The sequence below is a fragment of the Streptomyces sp. NPDC051104 genome (genome assembly GCF_040682835.1).
Taxonomy (GTDB): domain Bacteria; phylum Actinomycetota; class Actinomycetes; order Streptomycetales; family Streptomycetaceae; genus Streptomyces; species Streptomyces cynarae.
Map to the genome: position 1 here is coordinate 55252 of NZ_JBFBBS010000031.1, position 24713 is coordinate 79964.

15 protein-coding genes and 1 pseudogene are annotated in these 24713 nt (G+C 71.8%); 10 read left to right on the plus strand and 6 right to left on the minus strand.

What is annotated here, in order from left to right; all coding sequences use genetic code 11:
* Nucleotides 1-18: 18 nt before the first annotated feature.
* From AB0N14_RS30275 to AB0N14_RS30290, 4 genes are all read right to left on the minus strand, one after another.
* Complete coding sequence (locus AB0N14_RS30275; RefSeq protein WP_366028877.1) at nucleotides 19-522, minus strand: ATP-binding protein; 504 nt, start codon at nucleotides 520-522, stop codon at nucleotides 19-21.
* A gap of 312 nt (nucleotides 523-834) precedes the next feature.
* On the minus strand, nucleotides 835-1602 hold the full coding sequence (locus tag AB0N14_RS30280) for an enoyl-CoA hydratase-related protein (RefSeq protein ID WP_366028879.1): 768 nt from the start codon (nucleotides 1600-1602) through the stop codon (nucleotides 835-837).
* 87 nt (nucleotides 1603-1689) lie between these two features.
* Entirely contained in the window at nucleotides 1690-2919 is a 1230-nt protein-coding gene (locus AB0N14_RS30285; RefSeq protein ID WP_366028880.1) for an Ig-like domain-containing protein, read from the minus strand.
* Between the two features lie 350 nt (nucleotides 2920-3269).
* A complete protein-coding gene (locus tag AB0N14_RS30290; protein WP_366028899.1) occupies nucleotides 3270-4469 on the minus strand; it encodes an Ig-like domain-containing protein in 1200 nt (399 codons plus the stop codon).
* A 166-nt stretch (nucleotides 4470-4635) separates the two neighbouring features.
* On the opposite strand from AB0N14_RS30290, the gene glgX reads away from it, so the two are divergent.
* Nucleotides 4636-6897 carry a glycogen debranching protein GlgX gene (glgX, locus tag AB0N14_RS30295; protein ID WP_366028882.1) on the plus strand — a complete coding sequence of 754 codons (2262 nt, stop codon included), beginning with the start codon at nucleotides 4636-4638 and terminating at the stop codon, nucleotides 6895-6897.
* A 28-nt stretch (nucleotides 6898-6925) separates the two neighbouring features.
* Here glgX and AB0N14_RS30300 read toward each other — a convergent pair.
* Nucleotides 6926-7156 (minus strand): annotated as a pseudogene (locus AB0N14_RS30300) (LuxR C-terminal-related transcriptional regulator); the annotation flags it as partial.
* A 117-nt stretch (nucleotides 7157-7273) separates the two neighbouring features.
* Here AB0N14_RS30300 and AB0N14_RS30305 point away from each other — a divergent pair.
* The 7 genes from AB0N14_RS30305 (at nucleotide 7274) to AB0N14_RS30335 (ending at nucleotide 19440) form a co-directional block, all read left to right on the plus strand.
* The gene (locus tag AB0N14_RS30305; protein WP_366028883.1) at nucleotides 7274-9178 is read left to right on the plus strand and encodes an ABC transporter ATP-binding protein; all 1905 of its coding nucleotides are present in this window, start codon (nucleotides 7274-7276) and stop codon (nucleotides 9176-9178) included.
* Nucleotides 9175-11043: an ABC transporter ATP-binding protein gene (locus AB0N14_RS30310; protein WP_366028884.1), complete on the plus strand. Its 1869-nt coding sequence runs from the start codon at nucleotides 9175-9177 to the stop codon at nucleotides 11041-11043. Before AB0N14_RS30305 ends, AB0N14_RS30310 begins: the two co-directional genes overlap by 4 nt.
* 58 nt (nucleotides 11044-11101) lie before the next feature.
* The gene (locus AB0N14_RS30315) at nucleotides 11102-12832 is read left to right on the plus strand and encodes an ABC transporter ATP-binding protein (protein WP_366028885.1); all 1731 of its coding nucleotides are present in this window, start codon (nucleotides 11102-11104) and stop codon (nucleotides 12830-12832) included.
* Complete coding sequence (locus AB0N14_RS30320) at nucleotides 12829-14583, plus strand: ABC transporter ATP-binding protein (RefSeq protein WP_366028886.1); 1755 nt, start codon at nucleotides 12829-12831, stop codon at nucleotides 14581-14583. The genes AB0N14_RS30315 and AB0N14_RS30320 overlap by 4 nt, the downstream gene beginning before the upstream one ends.
* A 334-nt stretch (nucleotides 14584-14917) precedes the next feature.
* Nucleotides 14918-16960, plus strand: coding sequence for a M4 family metallopeptidase (locus AB0N14_RS30325; RefSeq protein WP_366028887.1), 2043 nt, complete (start codon nucleotides 14918-14920; stop codon nucleotides 16958-16960).
* 250 nt (nucleotides 16961-17210) lie between these two features.
* Nucleotides 17211-18869: a M4 family metallopeptidase gene (locus AB0N14_RS30330; RefSeq protein ID WP_366028888.1), complete on the plus strand. Its 1659-nt coding sequence runs from the start codon at nucleotides 17211-17213 to the stop codon at nucleotides 18867-18869.
* A gap of 64 nt (nucleotides 18870-18933) precedes the next feature.
* Nucleotides 18934-19440, plus strand: coding sequence for a DUF1990 domain-containing protein (locus tag AB0N14_RS30335; protein WP_366028889.1), 507 nt, complete (start codon nucleotides 18934-18936; stop codon nucleotides 19438-19440).
* Between the two features lie 86 nt (nucleotides 19441-19526).
* Here AB0N14_RS30335 and AB0N14_RS30340 read toward each other — a convergent pair whose 3' ends face one another.
* A complete protein-coding gene (locus tag AB0N14_RS30340; RefSeq protein WP_366028901.1) occupies nucleotides 19527-22151 on the minus strand; it encodes a glycosyltransferase family 1 protein in 2625 nt (874 codons plus the stop codon).
* Nucleotides 22152-22558: 407 nt separating this feature from the next.
* Between AB0N14_RS30340 and AB0N14_RS30345 the strand changes: the two genes are divergently transcribed.
* Together AB0N14_RS30345 and AB0N14_RS30350 are read left to right on the plus strand one after the other, a co-directional pair.
* A complete protein-coding gene (locus AB0N14_RS30345; protein ID WP_366028891.1) occupies nucleotides 22559-23761 on the plus strand; it encodes a S8 family peptidase in 1203 nt (400 codons plus the stop codon).
* A gap of 233 nt (nucleotides 23762-23994) precedes the next feature.
* The coding region (locus tag AB0N14_RS30350) for a maltotransferase domain-containing protein (RefSeq protein ID WP_366028892.1) at nucleotides 23995-24713 on the plus strand (719 nt) is incomplete at its 3' end.

Sequence of the window (24713 nt, forward strand, 5' to 3'; positions counted from 1 at the left end):
GGAAGGGGCGGGTCGCGGTCACCGGTCGGCGACCCGCATCTCGAACCAGGTGGTCTTGCCGCGCGGCAGCAGGTCGACGCCCCAGCGGTCGGCGAGTTTGTCGACGAGGAACAGGCCGCGGCCGCTGAGGTCCAGTTCCTGTACGGGCATCAGGCACGGCAGTCCGCGGGAGGGGTCGCGGACCTCGATGCGGATCCAGCCGCGGCGCCGCCGCATCCGTAACCCGAAGACACGTGCGCCGGTGTGGCGTACGGCGTTCCCGACGAGTTCGGAGACGAGCAGGACGGCGTCCTCGGTCATGCGCGGTCCGAGCCCCCACTGCCGCAGGATCACGACCTGGGCGAGCCTGCGCGCGATGGCGGCGGATTCGGGCCGGGACGGCAGCGGCACATCGGCCTCGGCGGGGTTGCCGTACAACTCCAGTGCCTTGAGCGCCTGTTCGTCCTCGACCGCAGGCGACCAGCGTGCCGCGGTGGCACCCCCGTGCCGCCGCGGCGGCTCCATACCCTCCAGCCCCGCCATGGACCCATCATGGCCGTCCCGAAGGGGGCTCGGGGTCGTTACGACGGAATACGCCCCCCGGAAGCACACATTCCTCACCATTCGACTGGCATATGCCACCCGCAATCCGAGGGCTGTCGCACCCCAACTGGCCTAGAGAAACGGGCCAGTTGGGGCAATCGCCGGGTGAGGTCGGCGCGACAGCCTTAAGGTTGCCTTAAGGCTTCCATAATCCGTCCCATCGGGGGACACGAAAAGGGACGCAGCGTCAACTGCGAGTGGATCAGCGGGACTTGCTGAACAATTCTCAGGTTATGCCCTCCAGGCGGGTCCTCAGAGGAACTTCGCCTTGCCCGGCCCCTCCTCCACGAAGCTGCGCATTCCGCGCTCGCGGTCCTCCGTCGCGAACAGGCCCGCGAACCAGTTGCGTTCGACCGCGAGACCGGTCTCGATGTCCGTTTCGAGACCCGTGTCGATCGACTCCTTGGCGGCGCGCAGCGCGATCGCCGGACCCTGGGCGAGCTTCGCGGCCCAGGCGTGCGCCTCGGCGTACACCTGCTCGGCCGGGACGACCCGGTCGACCAGACCCAGCGTCAGCGCCTCGTCAGCCTTCACCTGCCGTCCCGTGAAGATCAGGTCCTTGGCCTTGGACGGGCCGATCAGCCGGGCCAGCCGCTGCGTGCCGCCCGCGCCCGGGATGAGGCCGAGCAGGATCTCCGGCTGCCCCAGCTTGGCGTTCTCGCCGGCGATGCGGTAGTCCGCGCACAGCGCCAGCTCGCAGCCACCGCCCAGGGCGTAGCCGGTGACGGCGGCGACGACGGGCTTGGGGATGCGGGCGACGGCGGTGAAGGAGTCCTGCAGGGCGCGGGAGCGCAGGACCATCGCGGTGTGGTCCATGCCCTGCATCTCCTTGATGTCCGCGCCGGCGGCGAACACCTTCTCCCCGCCGTAGAGGACCACGGCGCGCACGTCCTCGCGGCGCGTGACCTCCTCGGCGAGCTCCTTGAGCCGGTCCTGGGTGGCGACGTCCAGCGCGTTCATCGGCGGGCGGTCCAGGCGGAGGGTGCCCACGCCCTCGGCGACTTCGAGATGCACAGTCATGGGAGGAGGTTAACGGTGACTAACGACTGCGGGCCCGGTGTGCTCGCTCACAGCGGCACACCGAGCCCGGTCACTGCGGATCGGCCGTTACTTGATCCACTGGTCCCAGGGCATGTTCCAGCCGTTGAGCCCGTTGTCGGGCGCGACCGTGGCGTCGTGGGAGTTCTTCACGACGACGACGTCACCGAGCATCGAGTGGTTGTAGAACCAGGCGGCCGCCACCGAGCTGTCGTAGCCGCCCTTCACATCGCGCAGGCCGACGCAGCCGTGGCTGGCGTTGTAGTTGCCGAAGGCGTCGCCGCCCCAGTAGTTGCCGTGGATGAAGGTGCCGGAGTCGGTCAGGCGCTGGGCGTGCGGTACGTCCTTGATGTCGTACTCGCCGCCGTAGCCGACCGTTTCGCCGTTCATCCGGGTCACCACCTGGCGCTCGCTGATGACCATCTGGCCGTTCCAGGTCTCGTAGCCGGGCTTGCCCGTGGTGACCGCGAGGGTCTTGACCACCTTGCCGTCCTGCTTGACGACCATCGTGTGCGCCTTGGCGTCCACGGTGGAGACCTGGCTGCGGCCGATGGTGAAGCTCACCGTCCTGGCCTGCTCGCCGTAGACACCGGGGCGGCCCTCGACGCCGTCGAGGTTCAGGTTCACGGTGACCTTGGTGCCGGGCTTCCAGTAGTCCTCGGGCCGGAAGTCGAGGCGGTCGTTGCCGAACCAGTGACCGCGGACCTCGACGGCGGGCTCGGTCTTGATGGTGATGGCCTTCTCGACGTCGGCCTGGTGGGTGATGCCCCGGCTGAACCGGACCGAGAACGGCATGCCGACGCCGACGGTGGAGCCGTTGTCGGGCGTGTAGACGCCGACGAAGGTCTTCTTCGGAGTGAGCGTGGTGAACGAGGAGTCCGCGGCGGAGGTCAGGCCCGACGCGTCCTTGGCGACCGCGTGGACCTTGTACGTGGTGGCCGCGGCGAGGTGGGTCGACGGGGTCCAGGAGGCACCCCCGCCGGTGATGGTCCCGGCGATCTCATGGCCCTTGGGGTCCTCGACCCTGACCTGGGTCAGGCTGCCCTTGACCGCGGTCACCTTGAGAGCGCCGCCGGTGTCCACGCCCTTGGCGCCGTCCTTCGGGGCTATGGTGACGACGGCCTGCGACTGCTTGGCCGCCGCCCTGCCGCCGTCCTTGTCCTTGGCGTCACCGCCTCCCCCTCCCCCGCCGCACGCGGTGGCGGTCAGCAGGAGGGCACCGAGTATCAGCGCCGAGAATCTCTTCCCACCACGTCCCCGCCCACCGGCCGACGCGCCCGATATGGGTCGCCCGTTCACGTTCCCTCTCCCCTCGCACGGCCTGATCGCCTCAGGCCCCCCACTCCAGCGCGTCCCGCACGCGCATTGCGCAAATCAATCACACGCCTCGGCCCGATGACTCCCCGCCGCTGTCACTGTTCAGTCCCAACTCGGGACCGCGCGAAGGCGCACCGTCGACTGCCGGATGCGCTCCCTGACGTGCTGCCGAGCCGGGCTGTCACCCTCTCAGGTGATCGCAGGCAACATCTTCCTTCCATAGCACTTGATGCTTGTCACCGGCCGGAGGTTGCATGGCGGTGGCCGAAGGCGTGGGCGAAAGTCCGATTCGATGCTCTAAACGCCGAATACTCCCGCTGACACCCGCCCGTTCAGGGCCGGTTGACGGCCCCGCCCGCCGTCCAGTCGCCCCAGCTCATGTTCCACCCGCCGAGCCCGTTGTCGGGAGCGACCTGCTTGTCGTCGCTGTGCACGACCTCGATGACGTCGCCGACGAGGCTGCGGTCGAAGAACCAGCCCGCCGGGGTGTCGGAGCCACCGCCCTTGACGTCCTTCAGGCCCACGCAGCCGTGGCTGACGTTGCTGTGCCCGGGGGCGTCCGGGGCCCAGTAGTTGCCGTGGACGAAGGTGCCGGACTCGGTCAGCCGCAGGGCGTGCGGGACGTCCGGGATGTCGTACTCGCCGCCGAAGCCGACCGTGCGGCTGTTCATGCGGGTGACCGGGAGCATCTCCATCACCACCATCTTCCCGTTGTACGTGGTGGTCTTCGGGGCGCCCGCGGTGATCGGCACGGTGGCGAGCAGCCGGCCGTCGCGGCGGACCCGCATGGTGTGCCGGGCCGCGTCCACGACGGAGACCTGGCTGCGGCCGATGGTGAAGGCGACGGTCCGGTACTGCTGTCCGTAGACCCCGGGCGCGCCCTCCACGTCGCGCAGCCGCAGGGTGACGGTGACGCGGGTGCCCGGCTTCCAGTAGTCCTCGGGCCGGAAGTCGAGGCGGTCCCTGCCGAACCAGTGCGGGCGGATCTCGACGGCGGGCCTGGCGGTCACACGGATCGCGCGCTCGACGGCGGCCCGGTTCTCGATCTGCCGGTTGAACTGAAGTGACACGATCATTCCGGTGCCGACGGTGGAGCGGTCCTCCGGGATGACGTACCCGATGAACCGCTGCTCCGGGACGTAGGTGGTGAACGTCGCGTGGCGGGCCGAGCGGCGGCCGTGGCCGTCGCGGGCCACCGCGTCGACCGTGTACCGGGCGGCGAGGGCGAGGCGGGGGTCGTCCGGCTCCCAGACGGTGCCGTCCGCCGAGAGACGGCCGGGGACCGGGGACTGCCGGGCGTCCTGGGACCTGACGACGGTCACCGACTCCAGGCGGCCGCTCGCCACCCGCACCCGCAGCCGCCGGTCGGCGGGCACGGCCCTGCTGCCGTCGTCGGGGGAGATCCGGATGAGGTCCGCGGGCGCCGGATTCTTTCCGAAGACGCCGTCGAGTCCCTGGCCGGTGCAGCCGGCCAGGAGGGCCGCCCAGGTCAGTGCCGCGGCCAGTGCGGCCCCTGCGCGCCGCGCGCGCATGTGTACGTGCGTCACGACGATCTCAACGACCCAGCCGCTCCCGGGAAACGTGAGTGCGAGCCGCGCACTGGGCAGAACAGGGGGGAGGACGACGGGATGAGGGTACGCGGCCGGGACGCCGTGCACCCGTTTTCCCGTCGTTCCGCGAGCCGCGGGAGGCGTGTACGTGTCCAGCGCAGCCGAGCAGGAGGCAGTGCAGGAGGAGCGGGCGGGCGAGGGACGGTCCGCGCGCTCTGCCGCCGTGCTGAACGGCAGGCGGCGCCCGGTGCCCACGGTGCCCGTGTGGCCGGGTGCGCCGACCCCGCTCGGGGCGCGCTTCCGGGCCGGCCCGGACGGGGTCGCGGGCACCAACTTCGCGCTGTGGGCGGGGGGCGCTGAGGCGGTCGAGCTGTGCCTGTTCGACGGAGCGGGTCCGCAGAGCCGGGAGACCCGGGTCCGGCTGACCGAACTGACGCACGAGATATGGCACGGTTTCGTCCCGGGCGTGATGCCGGGGCAGCGGTACGGCTACCGGGTGCACGGCCGCTGGGACCCGTGGACCGGTGCCCGCTGGAACCCGGCGAAGCTGCTCCTCGACCCGTACGCGCGCGCGGTCGACGGGGAGTTCTCCCTCCCGCCCGAGGCGTACGGGCACGTGCGGGACTGGCCCGACCAGCACGTCGCCGACACCGTGCGCGACGACCGGGACTCCGCGCCGCATGTCCCGAAGGGCGTCGTGGTGCACGATGACGACGACTGGGCGGACGACCACCGCCCGAAGACGCCGTGGGCGGACTCGGTGATCTACGAGCTGCACGTGCGCGGCTTCACCCGGCTGCATCCGGACATCCCCGAGGAACTGCGCGGCACCTACGCCGGCCTCGCGCACCCAGCGGCGGTCGAGCACCTGGTGAAGCTGGGCGTGACAGCCGTCGAGCTGCTGCCCGTGCACCAGTTCGCGCACGAGGACCACCTGCTGCGCCGCGGCCTGAGGAACTACTGGGGCTACAACTCGATCGGCTACTTCGCCCCGCACGCCGCTTACGCCTCCACCGGCACCGCCGGGCAGCAGGTCGGCGAGTTCAAGCGCATGGTGAAGGCGCTGCACGCGGCCGGGATCGAGGTGATCCTCGACGTGGTCTACAACCACACCGCGGAGGCGGGCGAGCTGGGCCCGACGCTGTCGCTGAGGGGCATCGACAACCGCGGCTACTACCGGCTGCAGTCCGACGCGCGCCGCTACGCGGACTACACCGGCTGCGGCAACACCCTGCACGTGGTGCAGCCGCAGGTGCTGCGCCTGATCACCGACTCGCTGCGCTACTGGGTGACGGAGATGGGCGTGGACGGCTTCCGTTTCGACCTGGCGGCGGCGCTCGCGCGGTCCATGCACGACGTCGACATGCTCTCCCCGTTCCTCGCGGTCATCGCCCAGGACCCGGTGCTGCGCCGGGTGAAACTGATCGCGGAACCGTGGGACGTGGGCTCGGGCGGCTACCAGGTCGGGGCGTTCCCACCGCTGTGGACGGAGTGGAACGACCGCTACCGGGGTGCCGTACGGGACTTCTGGCGGGGCGCGCTGCCGGACGTGCGGGACCTCGGGTACCGCCTGTCGGGGTCGAGCGACCTGTACGCGTGGGGCGGCCGACGCCCGTACGCCTCGGTCAACTTCGTCACCGCGCACGACGGTTTCACCCTGCGCGACCTGGTGTCGTACGAGCGCAAGCACAACGAGGCCAACGGCGAGGGCAACCGCGACGGCTCCGACGACAACCGCTCCTGGAACTGCGGCGCGGAGGGCGACAGCGACGACGAGCGGATACGGGCGCTGCGGCGCCGTCAGCTGCGAAACCTGCTGACGACCCTCCTGCTCTCGACGGGTGTGCCGATGCTGGTCGCGGGCGACGAGATGGGCCGCACCCAGCGCGGCAACAACAACGCCTACTGCCAGGACAACGAGATCGGCTGGGTGGACTGGAGCCTGCCGGCCGACCCCGGCTGGCGGGCGCTGTTCGACCTGACGTCCCGTCTGATAGCGCTGCGCCACCGCCATCCGGTGCTGCGCCGCCGGGCGTTCTTCTCCGGGCGGCCGCAGGCGGCGGACGGCCTGAGGGACCTGGCGTGGTTCACGCCCCGCGGGGCGGAGATGACGGAACGCGACTGGTACGCGCCCGCCGCGACCCTCGGCATGTATCTGTCCGGCCGGGACATACAGGGCCGGGACGCCCGGGGCGCACCCGTGGTGGACGACAGCTTTCTCGCGGTGCTGCACGCCGGGGACCGCCCGGTGAGCTTCGTGCTGCCGGGGCCGCCGTGGGCCGAGCGCTACGAACTGGTCGTGGACACCTCCCGCGAGGAACAGGCGGAGGCGCCGGGTACGGAGTATCGGGCGGGCGCGACGGTGACGGTGCCGGCCCGGGCGGTGCTGCTGCTGAAGGTCGCCGGCTGAGGGCCTGCCCCGGACTCCGCGACCGTCGGCCCGGGATCCCCCGGTCGTAGGCCACCGCCGCCGCGCGGTCGTTGACGCGGAGCTTGGCGTAGAGCTGCGTGAGGTGGGTCTTGACGGTGGCCTCACTGATGAACAGGACGCGGGCGATCTCGCGGTTGGAGGTGCCCTTGGCGCCGAGCGCCGGCACCTCCCGTTCGCGGGCCGACAAGGGTTCGTTGCCGGGGGCGCGGACCGCGGAGAGCTGACGGGGTGATACGACCGCGTGGCCGCCGGATCGTACGGCCCCTCGAACACCCAGGTCGTAGGACCAGCGGTGGACCTCGGGCGGGCGGAAACTCGGTGGGCAGTGTCAGTGCCGATCCGTAGGCTCGCACTGATGCCGACGACACGTGCAACCACCAGCGACCGTTCCGCCGTCCGCACCCTGCTGCGCCTGTGGCCGTATGTGCGCCCGGTGCGGTTGCGGCTGTTCACCGCGGCGTTCGTCGCGATCGTCGCCTCCTGCGTGGGACTCGTGATCCCGCTCGTCCTGAAGTGGATGGTGGACGGCCCCGTCACCGACCGGGACCCGGCGGGGGTGTGGCTCGGCGCGCTGTACCTGCTGCTGCTCGGGATCGCCGAGGCCGGGCTGTTCGGGGTGCGGCGGTGGCTGGTGGCGCGGCCGCTGTCGCGCGTCGAGGCGGGGATGCGCGCGGATCTGTACCGGCATCTGCAGCGGCTGCCGGTCGCCTTCCACGACCGGTGGGCGTCCGGGCAGTTGCTGTCCCGGGGCACGACGGATCTGATGCTGCTGCGTCAGTTCCTGGCGTTTCCGCTGACGTTCCTGCTGGTGAACGGCGTGACGATCCTGGTGGGTGTGGTCATCATGCTGCTCCAGGACTGGACCCTCGGACTGGTCGTCCTGGGGCCCGGCATCCCGGTCGTCGTGATGTGCGCGGTGTTCGAGCGACGGTACGCGCTGGTGGCGCGGCGTGCGCAGGACCAGGTGGGCGACCTGACGACCGTGGTCGAGGAGAGCGTGCTCGGCATCCGCATCATCAAGGGGTTCGGGCGGCACCGCAGCCAGGCCCGGGCGTTCCGGGAGCTGTCACGGACGCTGCGCGGGACGGAACTGGCGAAGGCGCGGCTGCTGGCGGCGATCTGGGCGGTCATCGTGACGCTGCCGGAGGTGGCCCTCGGGGCGGCGCTGGTCGTCGGGGCGGTGCAGGTCGCGGACGGCGGGTTGTCGGCGGGAACGCTGGTGGCCTTTCTCTCCACCGCTCTCGCGCTGCGGTGGCCGGTGGAGTCCATCGGCTTCCTGCTGGCGATGAGCCAGGAGGCGGCGACGGCCACGGAGCGGTACTTCGAGGTGATGGACGAGGAGCCGGAGGTAGACCTGGTTGCGGGCAGTCGTGCCGCTGGGGCGATGGGGGTCCCCCCGCTCGAGCGAAGTCGGGGGTGGGGGCGGGTGGGCGCAGCAGCACCTCGGACCGCCGAGCCGCGGAGCCAACCCCCGGGCAGCACCAGCACCGAGCAACCTGACGGCCTACGGTTCGACAACGTTTCCTTCCGCTACCCCGACGCACCGACCGACTCCCGGCCGATCCTCGACGGCATCGACCTGCACATCCGCCCCGGCGAGACCATGGCCCTGGTAGGAGCCACCGGCAGCGGCAAGACCACCCTCACCGCGCTCATCCCCCGTCTGCACGAGGTGACCTCGGGACGCATCACCCTCGACGGAGTCGACATCACCGCCGTGTCCCGCGAAGAGCTCCGCTCCCAGGTGGCCGTCGCCTTCGAGGAACCCACCCTCTTCTCCGCCACCGTCGCCGCCAACGTCCTCATGGGCGCCCCCTACACCGCCGGCGAGAAGGAGCTGGAGCGCGCCCTCGCCGTCGCCCAGGCCGACTTCGCCCACGCCCTCCCCCACGGCACCCGCACCCAGGTCGGCGAGCAGGGCCTCAGCCTCTCCGGAGGTCAGCGGCAGCGCCTCGCGCTGGCCCGCGCCGTCGTCGGCACCCCCCGCTTCCTCGTCCTGGACGATCCCCTCTCCGCCCTCGACGTGCACACGGAGGCCGCGGTGGAGGCCGCCCTGCGCCGCGTGCTGGACGGCACCACCGCCCTGGTCGTCGCGCACCGTCCGTCCACCGTCCTGCTCGCCGACCGCGTCGCCCTGCTCTCCGGCGGCCGTATCGCCGCCGTCGGCACCCACCAGGAACTGCTGCGCACCAACGCCGAGTACGCCCATCTGCTGTCCGGAGACCCCGCACACTCCCAGGACAGCGAGGAGGCCCGATGACGGCGCCCACGACGACCGCGCCGAACGACGAGGAACAGGACCGGGAGGGACCAGCCCCGGACCCCGCCGCCTCCGACGACCCCTTCGACCGCGACGCCCTCCCCACACCCCCGGGAGCCACCGCCGCGCTGTTGCGCTCGCTGCTCGCCCCGCTCAAGGCCCGAACCGCCCTGACCTGCGTCCTGCTGCTGCTCCAGCAGGCGGCGGTGCAGGTGGGCCCGCTGCTGGTGGCGTACGCCATCGACCGCGCCGTACCGGCGTTCCGGCACGGCGACCACGGCCCGCTGATCGCGGTGGCGGTCGGCTACCTGCTGTCCGCCGCGGCCTCCGGCGTCCTGCAGTACGCGTTCACGATCGCCTCCGCCCGCGTCAACCAGGATGTGCTGCTCGATCTGCGCGGCCGCATCTTCCGCCACGCGCAGGCCCTGAGCATCGACTTCCACGAGCGCTACACCTCGGGCCGGCTGATCTCGCGGTCCACGACGGACGTCGAGTCGCTGCGCGAACTGCTCAGCGAGGGCCTTCAGGAACTGGTCACGGTCATCCTGTCGTTCGTCTTCATCTCGGCGATGCTGCTCTGGCTCGACCTGAGCCTCGGCGCGGTCGCGGTGGCCTCCCTGGTGCCGCTGTACGGGCTGGTGCGGCTCTACCGGCGCCGGGCGGGACGGGTCTTCCGCAGGCGGTCGACCGCGATCGCCGCGGTGATCGTGAAGTTCGCGGAGACCATGAACGGCATCCGCCCGGTGCGCGCGTTCCGCCGGGAGGAGGCCAACGACGCCGACTTCCGCGTCCTGAACCGGCGGCACGAGCGGACCAACGGCGACGCGCTCCTGGAGATGGCCCGCTATGTCACCGGCTCCCGTCTGGTGGCCAACACGGCGGTGGCCGGAATCGTGCTGTGGGGCGCGTACCGGGTGGCGGAGGGCTCCCTCGCGCTGGGTGTCCTGGCGGCGGCGGTGCTGTATCTGCGGCGGCTGTACGACCCCATCGACCGGCTCGGCATGTTCCTGAACTCCTACCAGTCGGCCGCGGCTTCGCTGGAGAAGATCGCGGGGCTGCTGGCGCAGAAGCCGTCCGTGCCGGAGCCGGCCCACCCCAGCGAGCTCCCGCCGCTGAAGGGCGACGTGCCGGGTCGCGAGGTGGTCTTCGAGGAGGTCCGGTTCGCGTACCGCACGGGCGGCGAGGTGCTGCCGCGCTTCTCGCTCACCCTGCCGGCCGGGCAGACGGTGGCGGTGGTCGGCGCGACCGGCGCGGGCAAGTCGACGCTCGCCAAGCTGCTGGCCCGTTTCTACGACCCCACCGACGGCCGCGTCCTGCTGGACGGCGTGGACCTGCGCGACCTCGCGCTGCCCGACCTCAGGCGCGGAGTGGTCATGGTGACCCAGGAGGCGTTCCTGTTCTCCGGGACGGTCGCCGAGAACATCGCGATCGGCCGCCCGGACGCGACCCGCGAGGAGATGGAGCGGGCGGTGAAGGCGATCGGCGCGCACGACTTCATCGCAGCGCTGCCGGAGGGCTACGACACCGACGTCCGCAAACGCGGTGGCCGCATCTCGGCCGGGCAGCGGCAACTCGTCGCGTTCGCCCGGGCGTTGCTCGCCGACCCCGCGGTGCTGATCCTCGACGAGGCGACCAGCTCCCTCGACGTCCCCGGCGAACGGGCCGTGCAGCGGGCGATGGAGACGGTGCTGCGGGGCCGTACGGCCGTGGTGATCGCGCACCGGCTGTCGACGGTGGAGATCGCCGACCGGGTGCTCGTGATGGAGGACGGCCGCATCGTCGAGGACGGCAGCCCGGCGGAACTGATCGCGGGGACGGGACGGTTCGCGGATCTGCACCGGGCCTGGCGGGACAGCCTGGCGTGAGCGCCTTCCGAGGCGAAACGGGGAAACGGGAATCGGGGAGACGGGGAGACGGGGACGGATGATCGACACCTACGAGGATCCCGGCGAGCCCGACTGTCGTGGCGGCTGGCGGTATCTGTGGTGGCTGGTGACCCGGCAGCCGGGGCGGTCCGTCGCGGGGGCGCTGCTCGGCAGCGTCTGGATGGTGCTGCTGGCGGCGACGCCGTACCTGATGGCCCGTGCGGTCGACGAGGGTCTCCGGCCGGGTGACATGGGCGCTCTCGCCCGGTGGTCCACGGCGCTGTTCGCGGTCGGGGCGTTCAACGCCTGGCTGAGCATCATGCGGCACCGCGTGATGACCCGGGTGCGGATGGACGCCAACTTCCGCACGGTGAAGGTGGTCGTGGGGCACGCGGTCCGGCTGGGGGCCGCGCTGCCGCGGCGGGCCGGGGCCGGTGAGGTGGTCACGATCGGCGTGGGCGACGTGCAGACGATCGCCGGCGCCCTGACGGTCGTGGGCCCCGGTGTCGGCGCGGTCGTCGCGTACCTGGTGGTCGCCGGGCTGCTGCTGTCGGTCTCGGTGCGGCTCGCCGCGGTGGTGCTGCTCGGCGTGCCCGTGATCGCCCTGATCGTCGGACCGCTGATGGGGCGGCTGCAGGGCACGGAGGCGGAGTACCGGGAGCGGCAGGGCGTGCTGACCGCCCGGATCGGCGACCTCGCGGGCGGGCTGCGGGTCCTCAACGGCCTCGGTGGCAAGGGGCTGTTCGCGGACGCCTTCCGCCGGGACTCCCAGCGGCTGCGGGAGCAGGGGTACCGGGTCGGGTCGGTGACCAGCTGGATGCAGGCGCTCGGGGTGGGGCTGCCCACGCTGTTCCTCGCCGTCGTGACCTGGCTCGCGGCGCGGCTGGCCGCCCGGGGGGACATCACCGTGGGTGAGCTGGTGGCGGTGTACGGGTATGTCGCCGTGATCGTGCGTCCGGTGGCGTTCTTCCTGGAGTGCGGCTACCAGCTCAGCCGTGGCGTGGTGGCCGCCCGGCGCGTCGTACGGCTGCTGCGGCTGGAGCCGGAGCCGGACGACGGCAGGTGCGAAGCTCCCCCGGAGCCGTCCGTGCTGCACGACCCGGAGTCCGGGGTGCGGGTGCCGCCGGGGCGGCTGACCGCCCTGGCCGGGGCGCGGCCCGCGGACACCGCAGCGGTCGTCGACCGCCTGGGCCGGTACGTCCCGTCGGAGGCGACCTGGGGCGGGGTGCGCCTGGACGGCATCCCGCTGTCACAGGTGAGGGAGCGGATCCTCGTCGCCGACAACGAGGCCGATCTGTTCGCCGGAACGCTGCGCGAACTGGTCGCGGGCGCCCGGGAGTCGGAGGACATCGACGACGCGGCGATCGGGCGGGCGGTGCACGCCGCTGTCGCCGACGACATCGTGCAGGGCCTGCCGGACGGGCTCGGCTCGGCGATCGACGCGCAGGGACGCAACCTGTCCGGCGGCCAGCGGCAGCGCGTCCGGCTCGTGCGGGCGCTGCTCGCCGACCCGGAGGTGCTGCTGGCCGTCGAGCCCACGTCGGCGCTGGACGCGCACACCGAGGCCGCGGTCGCGCAGCGGCTGCGGGAGGCGCGCGAGGGCCGTACGACCGTGGTGACCACCACCTCCCCGCTGGTCCTGGACCGCGCGGACACCGTCCACTACCTGGTCGACGGCAAGGTCGCGGCCACCGGGACCCATCGGCGGCTGCTGGAGGCGGAGCCGGGCTACCGGGCGCTGGTGGCGCGGGACACCGACACCGCCGATGCCGAGGAGGTCGTGGCGTGAGCCGGGGACAGCTGCCCGTGGCCGAACCGGTCGACGTGCGGCGGGCCGCCGTACGGCTGGTGCGGGCCGACGTGCGGGCCTTCGCCGCGGTACTGGCCCTGAACGCGGCGGCGTCCGGGGCCGGGCTCGCCGGGCCGTGGCTGCTCGGGCGGATCGTCGACGAGGTCCGGTCCGGGGGCGGCGTCGGTGCGGTGGACCGCCTGGCACTCGGCATCCTGCTGTGCTCGCTGGCGCAGTTGCTGCTGTCGCGCTGGGCCCGGTACGTGGGGCACCGCTTCGGGGAGCGGACGCTCGCCCGCGTGCGCGAGGAGTTCGTCGACCGGGTCCTCGCGCTGCCCGCGTCCGTGGTGGAGCGGGCCGGCACCGGGGACCTGACCGCGCGCGGCACCGCCGACGTGGCCACCGTGGGCACCACACTGCGCGACGCCGGCCCCGAGCTGCTGATCAACACCGTGCAGGCGTTGTTCCTGCTGGGCGCGGTCTTCGCGCTCGACCCGCTGCTCGGCGCGATCGGCGTGTTCGCGCTGATGCCCATCTGGTGCGTGCTGCGCTGGTACCTGCGCCGGGCCAGGGACGGCTACCTCGCCGAGGGCGAGGCGAACTCCCACGTCGCGGAGATCGTGGCGGCGACGGCGTCCGGGGCGCGCACGGTGGAGGCGTTCCGGTTGCGGGAGCGGCGGGTCGCGACGAGCCGGGACGCGCTGGACGTCTCCCGGCGCCGGCGCCTGTACACGCTGTCCCTGCGGTCCGTGTTCTTCCCGGTGGTGGAGGTCTCCTATGTCCTCCCGGTGGCCGGGGTGCTGCTGGCCGGCGGGGTGCTGCACGCGCACGGGGTGATGAGCCTGGGGTCGGTGGTTGCCGCCGCGGTGTATCTCCAGGAGTTCAGCTCACCGCTGGACGAGATCCTGATGCGGGTCGAGCAGTTGCAGAGCAGCGGCGCGTCCTTCGCCCGGGTGGAGGGGCTCGCCCGGGCCCCGCAGGCCGACCCGGAGGGCACGCCGGCCGTCCCGGCGGACGACCGGATCGACGTGACGGACGTGCGCTACGCCTACGACCGCGGGGGCGAGGTGCTGCGCGGGGTGCACCTGACCGTGCGGCCGGGGGAACGGCTGGCGGTGGTGGGCCCCTCCGGCGCCGGCAAGACCACCCTGAGCCGGCTGCTGGCCGGCATCGACGCGCCGGCCGAGGGCTCGGTGACGGTGGGCGGTGTGCCGGTCGCGGACCTGGGGCCGGAGCGGCTGCGCCGCCAGGTCGTCCTCGTCACCCAGGAGCACCATGTCTTCCTCGGCACGGTCCGCGACAATCTGCGGGTCGCCGAACCGTCCGCGACGGACGAGCAGCTGTGGGCGGCGCTCGCCGCGGTGGGCGCCGACGACTGGGTGCGGGAGCTGCCGGACGGACTGGACTCCGAGCTCGGGCCGGCCGGTTGCCGCACGGACGGCTCACAGGCCCAGCAACTGGCCCTGGCCCGGGTGGTGCTGGCCGACCCGCACACGCTGATCCTCGACGAGGCCACGGCCCTGCTGGATCCGACGACGGCCCGCCACACGGAGCGCGCACTGGCGGCGGTCCTCAAGGGCCGCACGGTCATCGCGATCGCCCACCGCCTCCACACGGCCCACGACGCGGACCGGGTGGCGGTGATGGAGAACGGCCTCCTGACGGAACTGGGCACTCATGACGACCTGGTGACCGCGGAAGGGGCGTACGCGGCGTTGTGGCGGACGTGGCACGGAAAGGGTGCGCCGTAGGGCAACGCGTCCAGCCGTCGTGTGCCGCCGCCCGCAGTATGCCTCCACCCGTCGACTGAACAGTCCGTATACCGAACATGACCACCCGGCCAACGAACGATTTCCAGCCAACTTATTGACGGGATCCTGACAACTCCATCGCTCTCTGCCACGCTTCCCACGGCCCCTCCACAGCAACCCCACGGCGTCGACCGCTGTGCCGGGGCGAGACACCCTTCACGCACTGCGCACCCGCACCTGGTTCCGCGTTCCGCCCCTGTTCTGCCCGGACGGCCCACCCTCCGTCCGGTCTCCCCTGGCCGCGCGACCCGCGGCCACGCAGAAGGAGTCAGTGTTGAGAAGCAGTTCCTCTCGCAGACGCACCTCCCACACCCCCTCCCGCCGCGCCGCCGCCTTGGCCCTCGTCGGCGTCTCGGCCCTGCTCGCCGCCGCCGTCCAGTCGGGCGCCGCGAGCGCCGCGCCGGCCGGCCCCGCCGCCGGGAAGTTCAATCCCGCCCACGCGGCCCTGAAGCTCTCCCCCTCGCAGCGCGCCGAGCTGATCCGCGACGCCGACACGGCGAAGGCGGACACCGCCAGGGAGATCGGCCTCGGCGCCCAGGAGAAGCTGGTCGTCAAGGACGTCGTCAAGGACGGCGACGGCACGCTCCACACCCGCTACGAGCGCACCTACGCCGGCCTTCCCGTCCTCGGCGGCGACCTGGTCGTCGACACGAGCAGGTCGGGGACGCCGCAGAAGGTCGTCAAGGCCACGCAGGCCGCCCTCAAGGTCGCCACGCTGACCCCCGCGATCGCCCCCGCGAAGGCGGAGAAGCAGGCGCTGTCCGTGGCCCGGGCGGCGGGCTCGAGCAAGACCGGCGCGGACCAGGCGCCCCGCAAGGTGATCTGGGCGGCGAGCGGCAAGCCGGTACTGGCGTACGAGACGGTCGTCGGGGGCTTCCAGGACGACGGCACGCCCAACGAACTGCACGTCATCACCGACGCCGCCACCGGCAAGGAGCTCTACCGCTACCAGGGCGTCGAGACCGGCATCGGCAACACCCAGTACAGCGGCCAGGTCACCCTGACCACCACGCAGTCCGGGTCGACGTACACGCTGAACGACGGCTCGCGCGGGGGACACAAGACGTACAACCTCAACCGCGGCACGTCCGGCACCGGCACGCTGTTCTCGCAGTCGAACGACACCTGGGGCAACGGCACCACGTCCAACGCCGCGACCGCGGGCGCCGACGCGCACTACGGCGCGGCCGTCACCTGGGACTTCTACAAGAACGCCTTCGGTCGCAGCGGCATCAGGAACGACGGCAAGGCGGCCTACTCGCGGGTCCACTACGGCAACGCGTACGTGAACGCGTTCTGGGACGACGGCTGCTTCTGCATGACCTACGGCGACGGCTCCGGCAACGCCGACCCGTTGACCTCCCTCGACGTGGCGGGCCACGAGATGAGCCACGGCGTCACCTCCAACACCGCGGGGCTCAACTACAGCGGCGAGTCCGGCGGTCTGAACGAGGCGACCTCGGACATCATGGGCACCGGCGTGGAGTTCTACGCCAACAACGCCTCCGACCCCGGTGACTACCTCATCGGCGAGAAGATCGACATCAACGGCGACGGCACCCCGCTGCGCTACATGGACAAGCCCAGCAAGGACGGCGGCTCCGCCGACAGCTGGTACTCGGGCGTGGGCAACCTCGACGTCCACTACTCGTCGGGCGTGGCGAACCACTTCTTCTACCTCCTGTCGGAGGGCAGCGGCGCCAAGGTCATCGGCGGCGTGAGCTACAACTCGCCGACGTCGGACGGCCTTCCGGTCACCGGCATCGGCCGGGACAAGGCGCTGCAGATCTGGTACCGGGCGCTGACCACGAAGTTCACCTCGACCACCAACTACGCCGGCGCCCGCACCGGCACGCTCGCCGCGGCGGGTGAGCTGTACGGCACCTCCAGCGCCGAGTACAAGGCGGTGCAGGACGCCTGGGCGGCCGTCGCGGTCGGGTCGCGCTCGGGCGGGGGCGGCGGCGGTGGCACGTCGTACGAGAACACGACCCCGGTGTCCATCCCGGACAACGGACCCGCCATCACATCGTCGATCACCGTCTCCGGCAGGACCGGGAACGCGCCGAGCAACCTCCAGGTGACCGTCGACATCACGCACACCTGGCGCGGCGACCTCGTGATCGATCTGGTCGGCCCCTCGGGCACTTCCTACCGCCTGAAGAACTTCAGCTCTTCCGACTCGGCGGACAACGTCAAGGCGACCTACACGGTCAACGCCTCCTCCGAAACGGCCAACGGCACCTGGAAGTTGAAGGTCCAGGACCAGGCGGCGCAGGACGTCGGCACGCTCAACAGCTGGAAGTTGACCTTCCCGTAAACCGCGCCCGAGCAGCGCGGACAGGGTCCGTCCTGGTCCGTCCCCGAGGTGGGCCACCTCGGGGACGGACCCGTTTACATACCCGCAATGTTCACCTGCGAGTCGACTTTCGGCCAACATCACTTCGAGGTCCTGACATGTACGCGACCTCATGTCAAGCTTCCACCGCTGCCGCACATGCACCGCAACTTCACAACCGATCCGGCCGGTAACCCCACGCCGACCGGAATCCCCCACAGAAGGAGCTTGTGTGACTCCCCGCTACGCGCGTCACCAGCGCACCACGCTGGCCATCGCGACCGCCGTCGCCGCCGGAGCCCTCCTCACCACGGGCCTGACCGCGAACGCCTCGGCCCAGACCCAGGCCGCCTCCGCCGGCAAGGCGCCCCTCGCCGCCGCCCCGACCTACCTGTCCGCCGCGGCCCGCACCTCGCTCATCGCGAAGGCCGAGGAGAACGCCTCCGAGACGGCCCGGCAGATAGGCCTCGGCGCCAAGGAGAAGCTGGTCGTCAAGGACGTCGTCAAGGACGTCGACGGCACGGTCCACACCCGCTACGAGCGCACCTACGCCGGCCTTCCCGTCCTCGGCGGCGACCTCGTCGTCCACTCCAGGTCCGGCAGGACCGAGGGCGTGACCAGAGCGAGCGGCGCGGCCATCAAGGTGGCCTCGCTCAAGCCGCAGATCGCCGCCGCGACGGCCGAGAAGCAGGCGCTGACCGTCGCGAAGGCCGCGGGCTCGGACAAGACCGCCGCCGACAGCGCGCCCCGCAAGGTGATCTGGGCGGGCAGCGGCAAGCCGGTCCTCGCCTACGAGACGGTCGTCGGCGGCCTCCAGGACGACGGCACCCCGAACCAGCTGCACATCATCACCGACGCGGCCACCGGCAAGAAGCTGTACGAGTACCAGGGCATCGAGACCGGCACCGGCAAGAGCCTGTACTCGGGCACGGTCACCCTGAACACCACCCTGTCCGGGTCGACCTACCAGCTGTACGACACCACGCGGGGCGGCCACAAGACGTACAACCTCAAGCACAGCAGCAGCTCGTCCACGGGCACCCTGTTCACCGACTCGGACGACGTCTGGGGCACGGGGACGGCCTCCAGCTCGTCCACGGACCAGACGGCCGCCGCCGACGCCGCCTACGGCGCCCAGGTGACCTGGGACTTCTACAAGAACAGCTTCGGCCGCAGCGGCATCAAGAACGACGGCAAGGCGGCGTACTCCCGCGTCCACTACGGCAACGCGTACGTGAACGCGTTCTGGGACGACAGCTGCTTCTGCATGACCTACGGCGACGGCTCCGGGAACACCCACCCGCTCACCTCGCTGGACGTGGCGGGCCACGAGATGAGCCACGGCGTCACCTCCAACACGGCCGGCCTGAACTACAGCGGCGAGTCGGGCGGTCTGAACGAGGCGACCTCGGACATCTTCGGCACCGGCGTGGAGTTCTACGCCAACAACGCCTCCGACCCCGGTGACTACCTCATCGGCGAGAAGATCGACATCAACGGCGACGGCACCCCGCTGCGCTACATGGACAAGCCCAGCAAGGACGGCGGCTCCGCCGACTACTGGTCCTCCAGCGTCGGCAGCAAGGACGTGCACTACTCGTCCGGTGTCGCCAACCACTTCTTCTACCTCCTGTCGGAGGGCAGCGGCGCCAAGGTCATCGGCGGCGTGAGCTACAACTCGCCGACGTACAACGGCTCCGCGGTCACGGGCATCGGCCGCGCCAAGGCGCTGCAGATCTGGTACAAGGCGCTGACCACGTACATGACGTCGACGACGAACTACAAGGGCGCCCGCACGGCGACCCTGAACGCGGCGTCCGCCCTGTACGGCTCCGGCAGCACCGAGTACAACGCGGTGGCGGCGGCCTGGTCCGCGGTCAACGTGAACTAGCACGCACGCCGACACGGCGACCCCGGCGGGAAGGTCACGCCGGGGGCCGCCCTAGGCTGGGCGCATGTCCTTCACCTACGAGGATGTCGGCGCCACCCGCGAGCCCGGCCACTGCCCCGAGGGCTTCCGCCCGCTGCACGTCCGTGCTCGCATCGGCGAGGGCGAACAAGTGTTCCGCCGGGCCGCCGAGGCGGTTCTGACCTGGGAGCTGCACCGGGCGCTGGGCGTCGGCCTCTCGGTCACCGAGGACAGGGCGGCCCCGGGGGTGGACGTCACCATCACCCTGGCCGGCATGATCAAGGCCCCGTGCCGCGTGGTCTGGACGCTTGAGGAGCCCCGCCGCGCCGGCTGGGCGTACGGCACGCTGCCGGGCCACCCGGAGAGCGGCGAGGAGTCCTTCGTGGTGGACCGCACGGGCGACGGCACGGTCTGGCTGACGATCACGGCCTTCAGCCGGCCCGCCAAGTGGTACACGAGGGCGGGCGGGCCGGCCGCGCGGGGGTTCCAGCACGCGTACGCACGGCGGTGCGGGGCGGTGCTGCGGAGGCTGTGCGGGGATCCGGACGAGTGAACCGTGCGGCCGCGCAGTCGGTTGTGCGCAGCCGCACGGTCGCCGGCCCACGACCTGCCTGTTCGGCGCTCTCCTCGGGCGGGCCCCTACCGCATCAGCACCCCCGCCGCACCCACCACGTCCTCGGGCGGCACCGCCATCAGCCCCAGCTCCGCGCTCGACGCCAGCAGCCGGTGCGACGGCAGGATGCGGACCGTGTAGCCGAACGGGCCCGTGCGGTCCAGGGACAGGGGTCCCTCGTACAGCCAGCGGCCCTCCATGTCCGGGCCGCCCGCCGGTTTCAGCGGCACCGGTGTCGCGTCCTCCAGGCGGTCCTCCATGTCCACGCGGCCCGCCACCGCCTGCACCTCCACGTCGTCCGGCCCCAGCTCGCCCAGGCCGACCCGGACGCGGAGCGCCAGCGTCGTGCCCAGCTCCGCCGTCTCCGTCGTGGCCGACGTCTCGACGTGGTCGACCGTGACCGACGGCCAGGCGGAGCGCACACGCGCCTTCCAGCCCGCCAGCTCCCGCGCCGCCTGAGGTGTCATCGACCGGTGCGCGTGGGCCGCCGGGGTGTACAGGCGCTCCACGTACTCCCGGACCATCCGGCCCGCCAGCACCTTCGGGCCCAGGTGCATCAGGGTCTGGCGGACCATCTCGATCCAGCGGTCCGGCAGCCCGCCCTGGCCCCGCTCGTAGAAGCGCGGCGCCACCCGCTGCTCCAGCAGCTCGTACAGCGCCGCCGCCTCGAGGTCGTCGCGCCGGTCCTCGTCCGTGCCCGCGCCGTCGGCGGTGGGGATCGCCCAGCCGAAGTCCGGCTGGAACCATTCGTCCCACCAGCCGTCGAGCACCGACAGGTTGAGGCAGCCGTTGAGCGCCGCCTTCATCCCGCTCGTCCCGCACGCCTCGAGCGGGCGCAGCGGGTTGTTCAGCCACACGTCACAGCCCGGGTAGAGCTTCTGCGCCATCGCCATGCCGTAGTCGGGGAGGAACACGATCCGGTGACGCACCCGCGGGTCGTCCGCGAACCGGACCAGCTCCTGGATCAGGCGCTTTCCGCCGTCGTCGGCGGGGTGGGCCTTCCCGGCCACCACGATCTGGATCGGGTGCTCGGGGTGCAGCAGCAGTTCCATCAGGCGGTCGGGGTCGCGCAGCATCAGCGTCAGGCGCTTGTACGACGGGACGCGGCGCGCGAAGCCGATCGTCAGGACGTCCGGATCGAGGACGCCGGCGATCCAGCCCAGCTCCGCCGCTCCGGCACCACGCTGCCGCCAGGACGCGTACAGCCGCTCCCGGACCTCGAGGACCAGCTGCTCGCGCAGCACCCGGCGCAGGTCCCAGATGTCCTGGTCGGGGATCTCCGCGATCGCGTCCCAGCGCTCGCGTCCCCCTTCCGTCATGGCGTCCTCGGTGCGCTCGGCGCCGATCTGCCGCGCGCCGAGCCGGAACACCTCCGGTGCCACCCAGGTCGGCGCGTGCACCCCGTTCGTCACGGACGTGATCGGCACCTCGTCGGCGTCGAAGCCCGGCCACAGGCCCGAGAACATCTCCCGGCTGACGTTGCCGTGGAGGAGGGACACCCCGTTGGCGCGCTGGCCGAGGCGGAGCCCCATCACCGCCATGTTGAACAGGTTCGGTTCGCCGCCCGGGTAGGTCTCCATGCCGAGCCGCAGGATCCGTTCCACGTCGATACCCGGCAGCTCGGCGTCCGGGCCGAAGTGGCGGGCCACCAGCTCCCGGTCGAAGCGGTCGATGCCGGCCGGGACGGGGGTGTGGGTGGTGAAGACCGTGCCGGCGCGCACGGCTTCCAGGGCGGCGTCGAAGTCGAGCCCGCCCTCGCACAGTTCCGCGATCCGCTCCAGGCCGAGGAAGCCCGCGTGCCCCTCGTTGGTGTGGAACACCTCCGGCTCGGGGTGCCCGGTCAGCCGGCAGTACGCGCGCACGGCGCGCACCCCGCCGATGCCGAGCAGCATCTCCTGGAGCAGCCGGTGCTCGCTGCCGCCGCCGTATAGCCGGTCGGTGACGCCCCGTTCGCCGAAGTCGTTCTCCTCCACGTCCGAGTCGAGCATCAGCAGCGGCACCCGGCCCACCTGGGCGAGCCAGACACGGGCCTGGAGGCGGCGGCCGCCGGGCAGGCCGAGGGAGACCTGGGCGTGGGCGCCGTCCGGCTCGCTCAGCGGCGTGAGCGGCAGCTCGTGCGGGTCGAGCACCGGGTAGTGCTCCTGCTGCCAGCCGTCGCGGGAGAGCGTCTGCCGGAAGTAGCCGTGCCGGTACAGCAGGCCCACGCCGATCAGCGGGACGCCGAGGTCGCTGGCCGCCTTCAGATGGTCCCCGGCGAGGATGCCGAGCCCGCCCGAGTACTGGGGCAGCGCGGCCGTGATGCCGAACTCGGGCGAGAAGTAGGCGATGGCGGCGGGGAGGCCGGAGGACCGGTCCTGGGACTGGTACCAGCGCTCGCCGGTGACGTAGTCGTGCAGATCGTCGGCAGCCGCGGTGAGGCGGCGCAGGAAGCGGCGGTCATCGGCCAGTTCGGCGAGCCGGGCGGGCGGCACGCTCCCCAGCAGCCGCACCGGGTCACCGCCCGAGGCGGTCCACCGTTCGGGGTCGACGGACTGGAAGAGGTCATGAGTCTCCGCATGCCACGACCAGCGCAGATTGCGCGCCAGGTCGCTCAGCGGCTGGAGGGCTTCGGGGAGGACGGGACGTACGGTGAACCTGCGGATGGCCTTCACGAATTCCACCTTCACGGAGGACGTACGTAGCGTCTCCGACGGTACGCTGCGCTCCGCTGTGGGTGCGACGGCGTCGGTGTGGTTACCGCCGGGTTCGTAGGCATCCGGGAGTGCGGCGGCCGTCGCCGGGGGGCTCCGCGCCCAGACCCCCGATCGGCCTGAACGGCCTCCTCAAGCGCCGGACGGGCTGTTTGCGGTCAGCCCCCGGCTCCGACGCGAACCCGTCGCTCTCCACCCGAGCCGACCTGAAAACAACGCAACTTTTACACATCCGCCATCCCCGATATGGCCGATTCCCCACGCATAGGCGACCTTGTGGTGGTTCGCCCCCGCACGAGAGGCTTCAGGCGGCGCACCGGTCGCGAACTGCGGCCGGGCCGCGCCGAGTTGGGAGGGGAACTCGAGTCATGGCACGGATGAGAAAGGCGCGTCTGCGCTGGGCGGTCGGTCTGACCACCATCGCCACGGTCGCGGCGCTCGCGGCCGTCGCACAGCCCGCGCAGGCCGCCCCGGAAGGAACCGTCCTCGGCGCCGGTGCTCCCGGCGCCGTCAGCGGCAGCTACATCGTGACGCTCAAGGGGGGAACGGAGGCCCTGTCGGCCGCCGGCAAGGGCATCGCCGAGAAGTACGGGGCGAGAATCAGCCACACCTATGGCAGTGCGCTCAACGGCTACGCGGTGACCGTCGACGAGCGGCAGGCCCGGCGTCTCGCGGCGGACTCCCGCGTGGCCTCGGTCGTCCAGGACACCCGGGTCGCGCTCGACCACTACCAGAAGAACCCGCCCTCATGGGGCCTGGACCGGATCGACCAGCCGAACCTGCCGCTCGACAAGGGCTACACCTGGCCCGAACCGGCGGGAGCGGGCGTGACGGCGTACGTCATCGACACCGGCATCCGCATCTCGCACAAGGACTTCGGCGGCCGGGCGAGCTACGGCTGGGACTTCGTCGACAACGACGCGACCGCCCAGGACGGCAACGGACACGGCACGCACGTGGCCGGCACCATCGCGGGCACCACGTACGGGGTGGCCAAGCAGGCCGGGGTCGTCGCCGTGCGCGTCCTCGACGACAACGGCGCCGGTACGACCGCACAGGTCATCGCCGGCATCGACTGGGTGACCAAGCACGCGAGGAAGCCCGCGGTGGCCAATCTGAGCCTGGGCGGCTACGCGAACGCCCAGCTGGACGCGGCCGTGCGCAACTCCATCGCCTCCGGCGTCACCTACGCGGTCGCCGCCGGCAACGACGGGCTCGCGGCCGGCCTGTACTCCCCGGCCCGGGTCGATCAGGCCATCACGGTCGGCGCCGGCGACCGGAACGACGCCCGGGCGAGCTTCTCCAACTGGGGTTGGAGCCTGGACCTGTTCGCCCCCGGCGTGGCGATCACCTCGGACTCGAACGCGAGCGACACCGGCACCGCCACGCTCTCCGGCACTTCGATGGCGACACCGCACGTCGCGGGCGCCGCCGCCCTCTATCTGGCCCGCCATCCCAAGGCCACCCCGGCGCAGGTGAGCCAGGCCCTCGTACGGCGGGCGGTCTCCGGGAAGATCAAGGGAGCGGGCATCGGGTCGCCCAACAAGCTGCTCCAGGTCGACAATCCTTGACCGTCGGTTAACCGGACACGCGTACGCTGACCGGCCTCGCCCCTTGTCACGGGCGGGGCCGGTCCTCTTGGCTGTACTGAATGCGGCCGGTCTTGAACGTAGACATACGCGTGAGTAGTTAACAAAGTGCCGGAATGCCCACCCGTACTGCGGGAAGGCTCAACCGGTAACCCCGCCGGCCCACCTTCCGACACCCCATCCGCCCGGACATGTTGACGCGGACAGGAGCGGTCATGCCCCCGACGCACCACTCGCCGGCACCCCCGGCACCTGGCACCAGCCCCGAACGACAGACCGACGCCGGTCCCCCCGCCCAGCGGAAACCCGCCTCGGGCGCGGGGCCGAGCCCGGCGCCGGACACCGGCCCCGTCCTCGGACGCATCCCCGTCCTCGGACGCATCCCCGTCCTCGACGTACGCCCCCTCGTCCTCGGCGGCCGACGCCCGGCCAAGGCCGTGGTCGGTGAGGAGTTCGAGATCTCGGCGACGGTCTTCCGCGAGGGCCACGACGCCGTAGCCGCGAACGTCGTCCTCACCGACGCCGAAGGCCGCCGGGGACCCTGGACACCGATGCGTGAACTGGCCCCCGGCACCGACCGCTGGGGAGCCACCGTCTCCCTGCCGAGCGAGGGCCGCTGGACCTACGCCGTGGAGGCGTGGGGCGATCCGGTCAGCACCTGGCGCCACCACGCGAGGATCAAGATCCCGGCCGGTATGGACACCGAGCTCGTCCTGGAGGAGGGCGCACGGCTGTACGAGCGCGCGGCCTCCGGCGTCCCCGAGGGCGGGGACGGGCAAGGCGTGCTGCTGGCCGCGGCCTGTGCCCTGCGCGACACCGGCCGCCCGGCGGCCTCCCGTCTCGCGGCTGCGCTGACGCCTGAGGTGGATGCGGTGCTGGCGCGGTATCCGCTGCGTGAACTGGTGACGTCCTCTGATCCGTTGCCGTTGGTGGT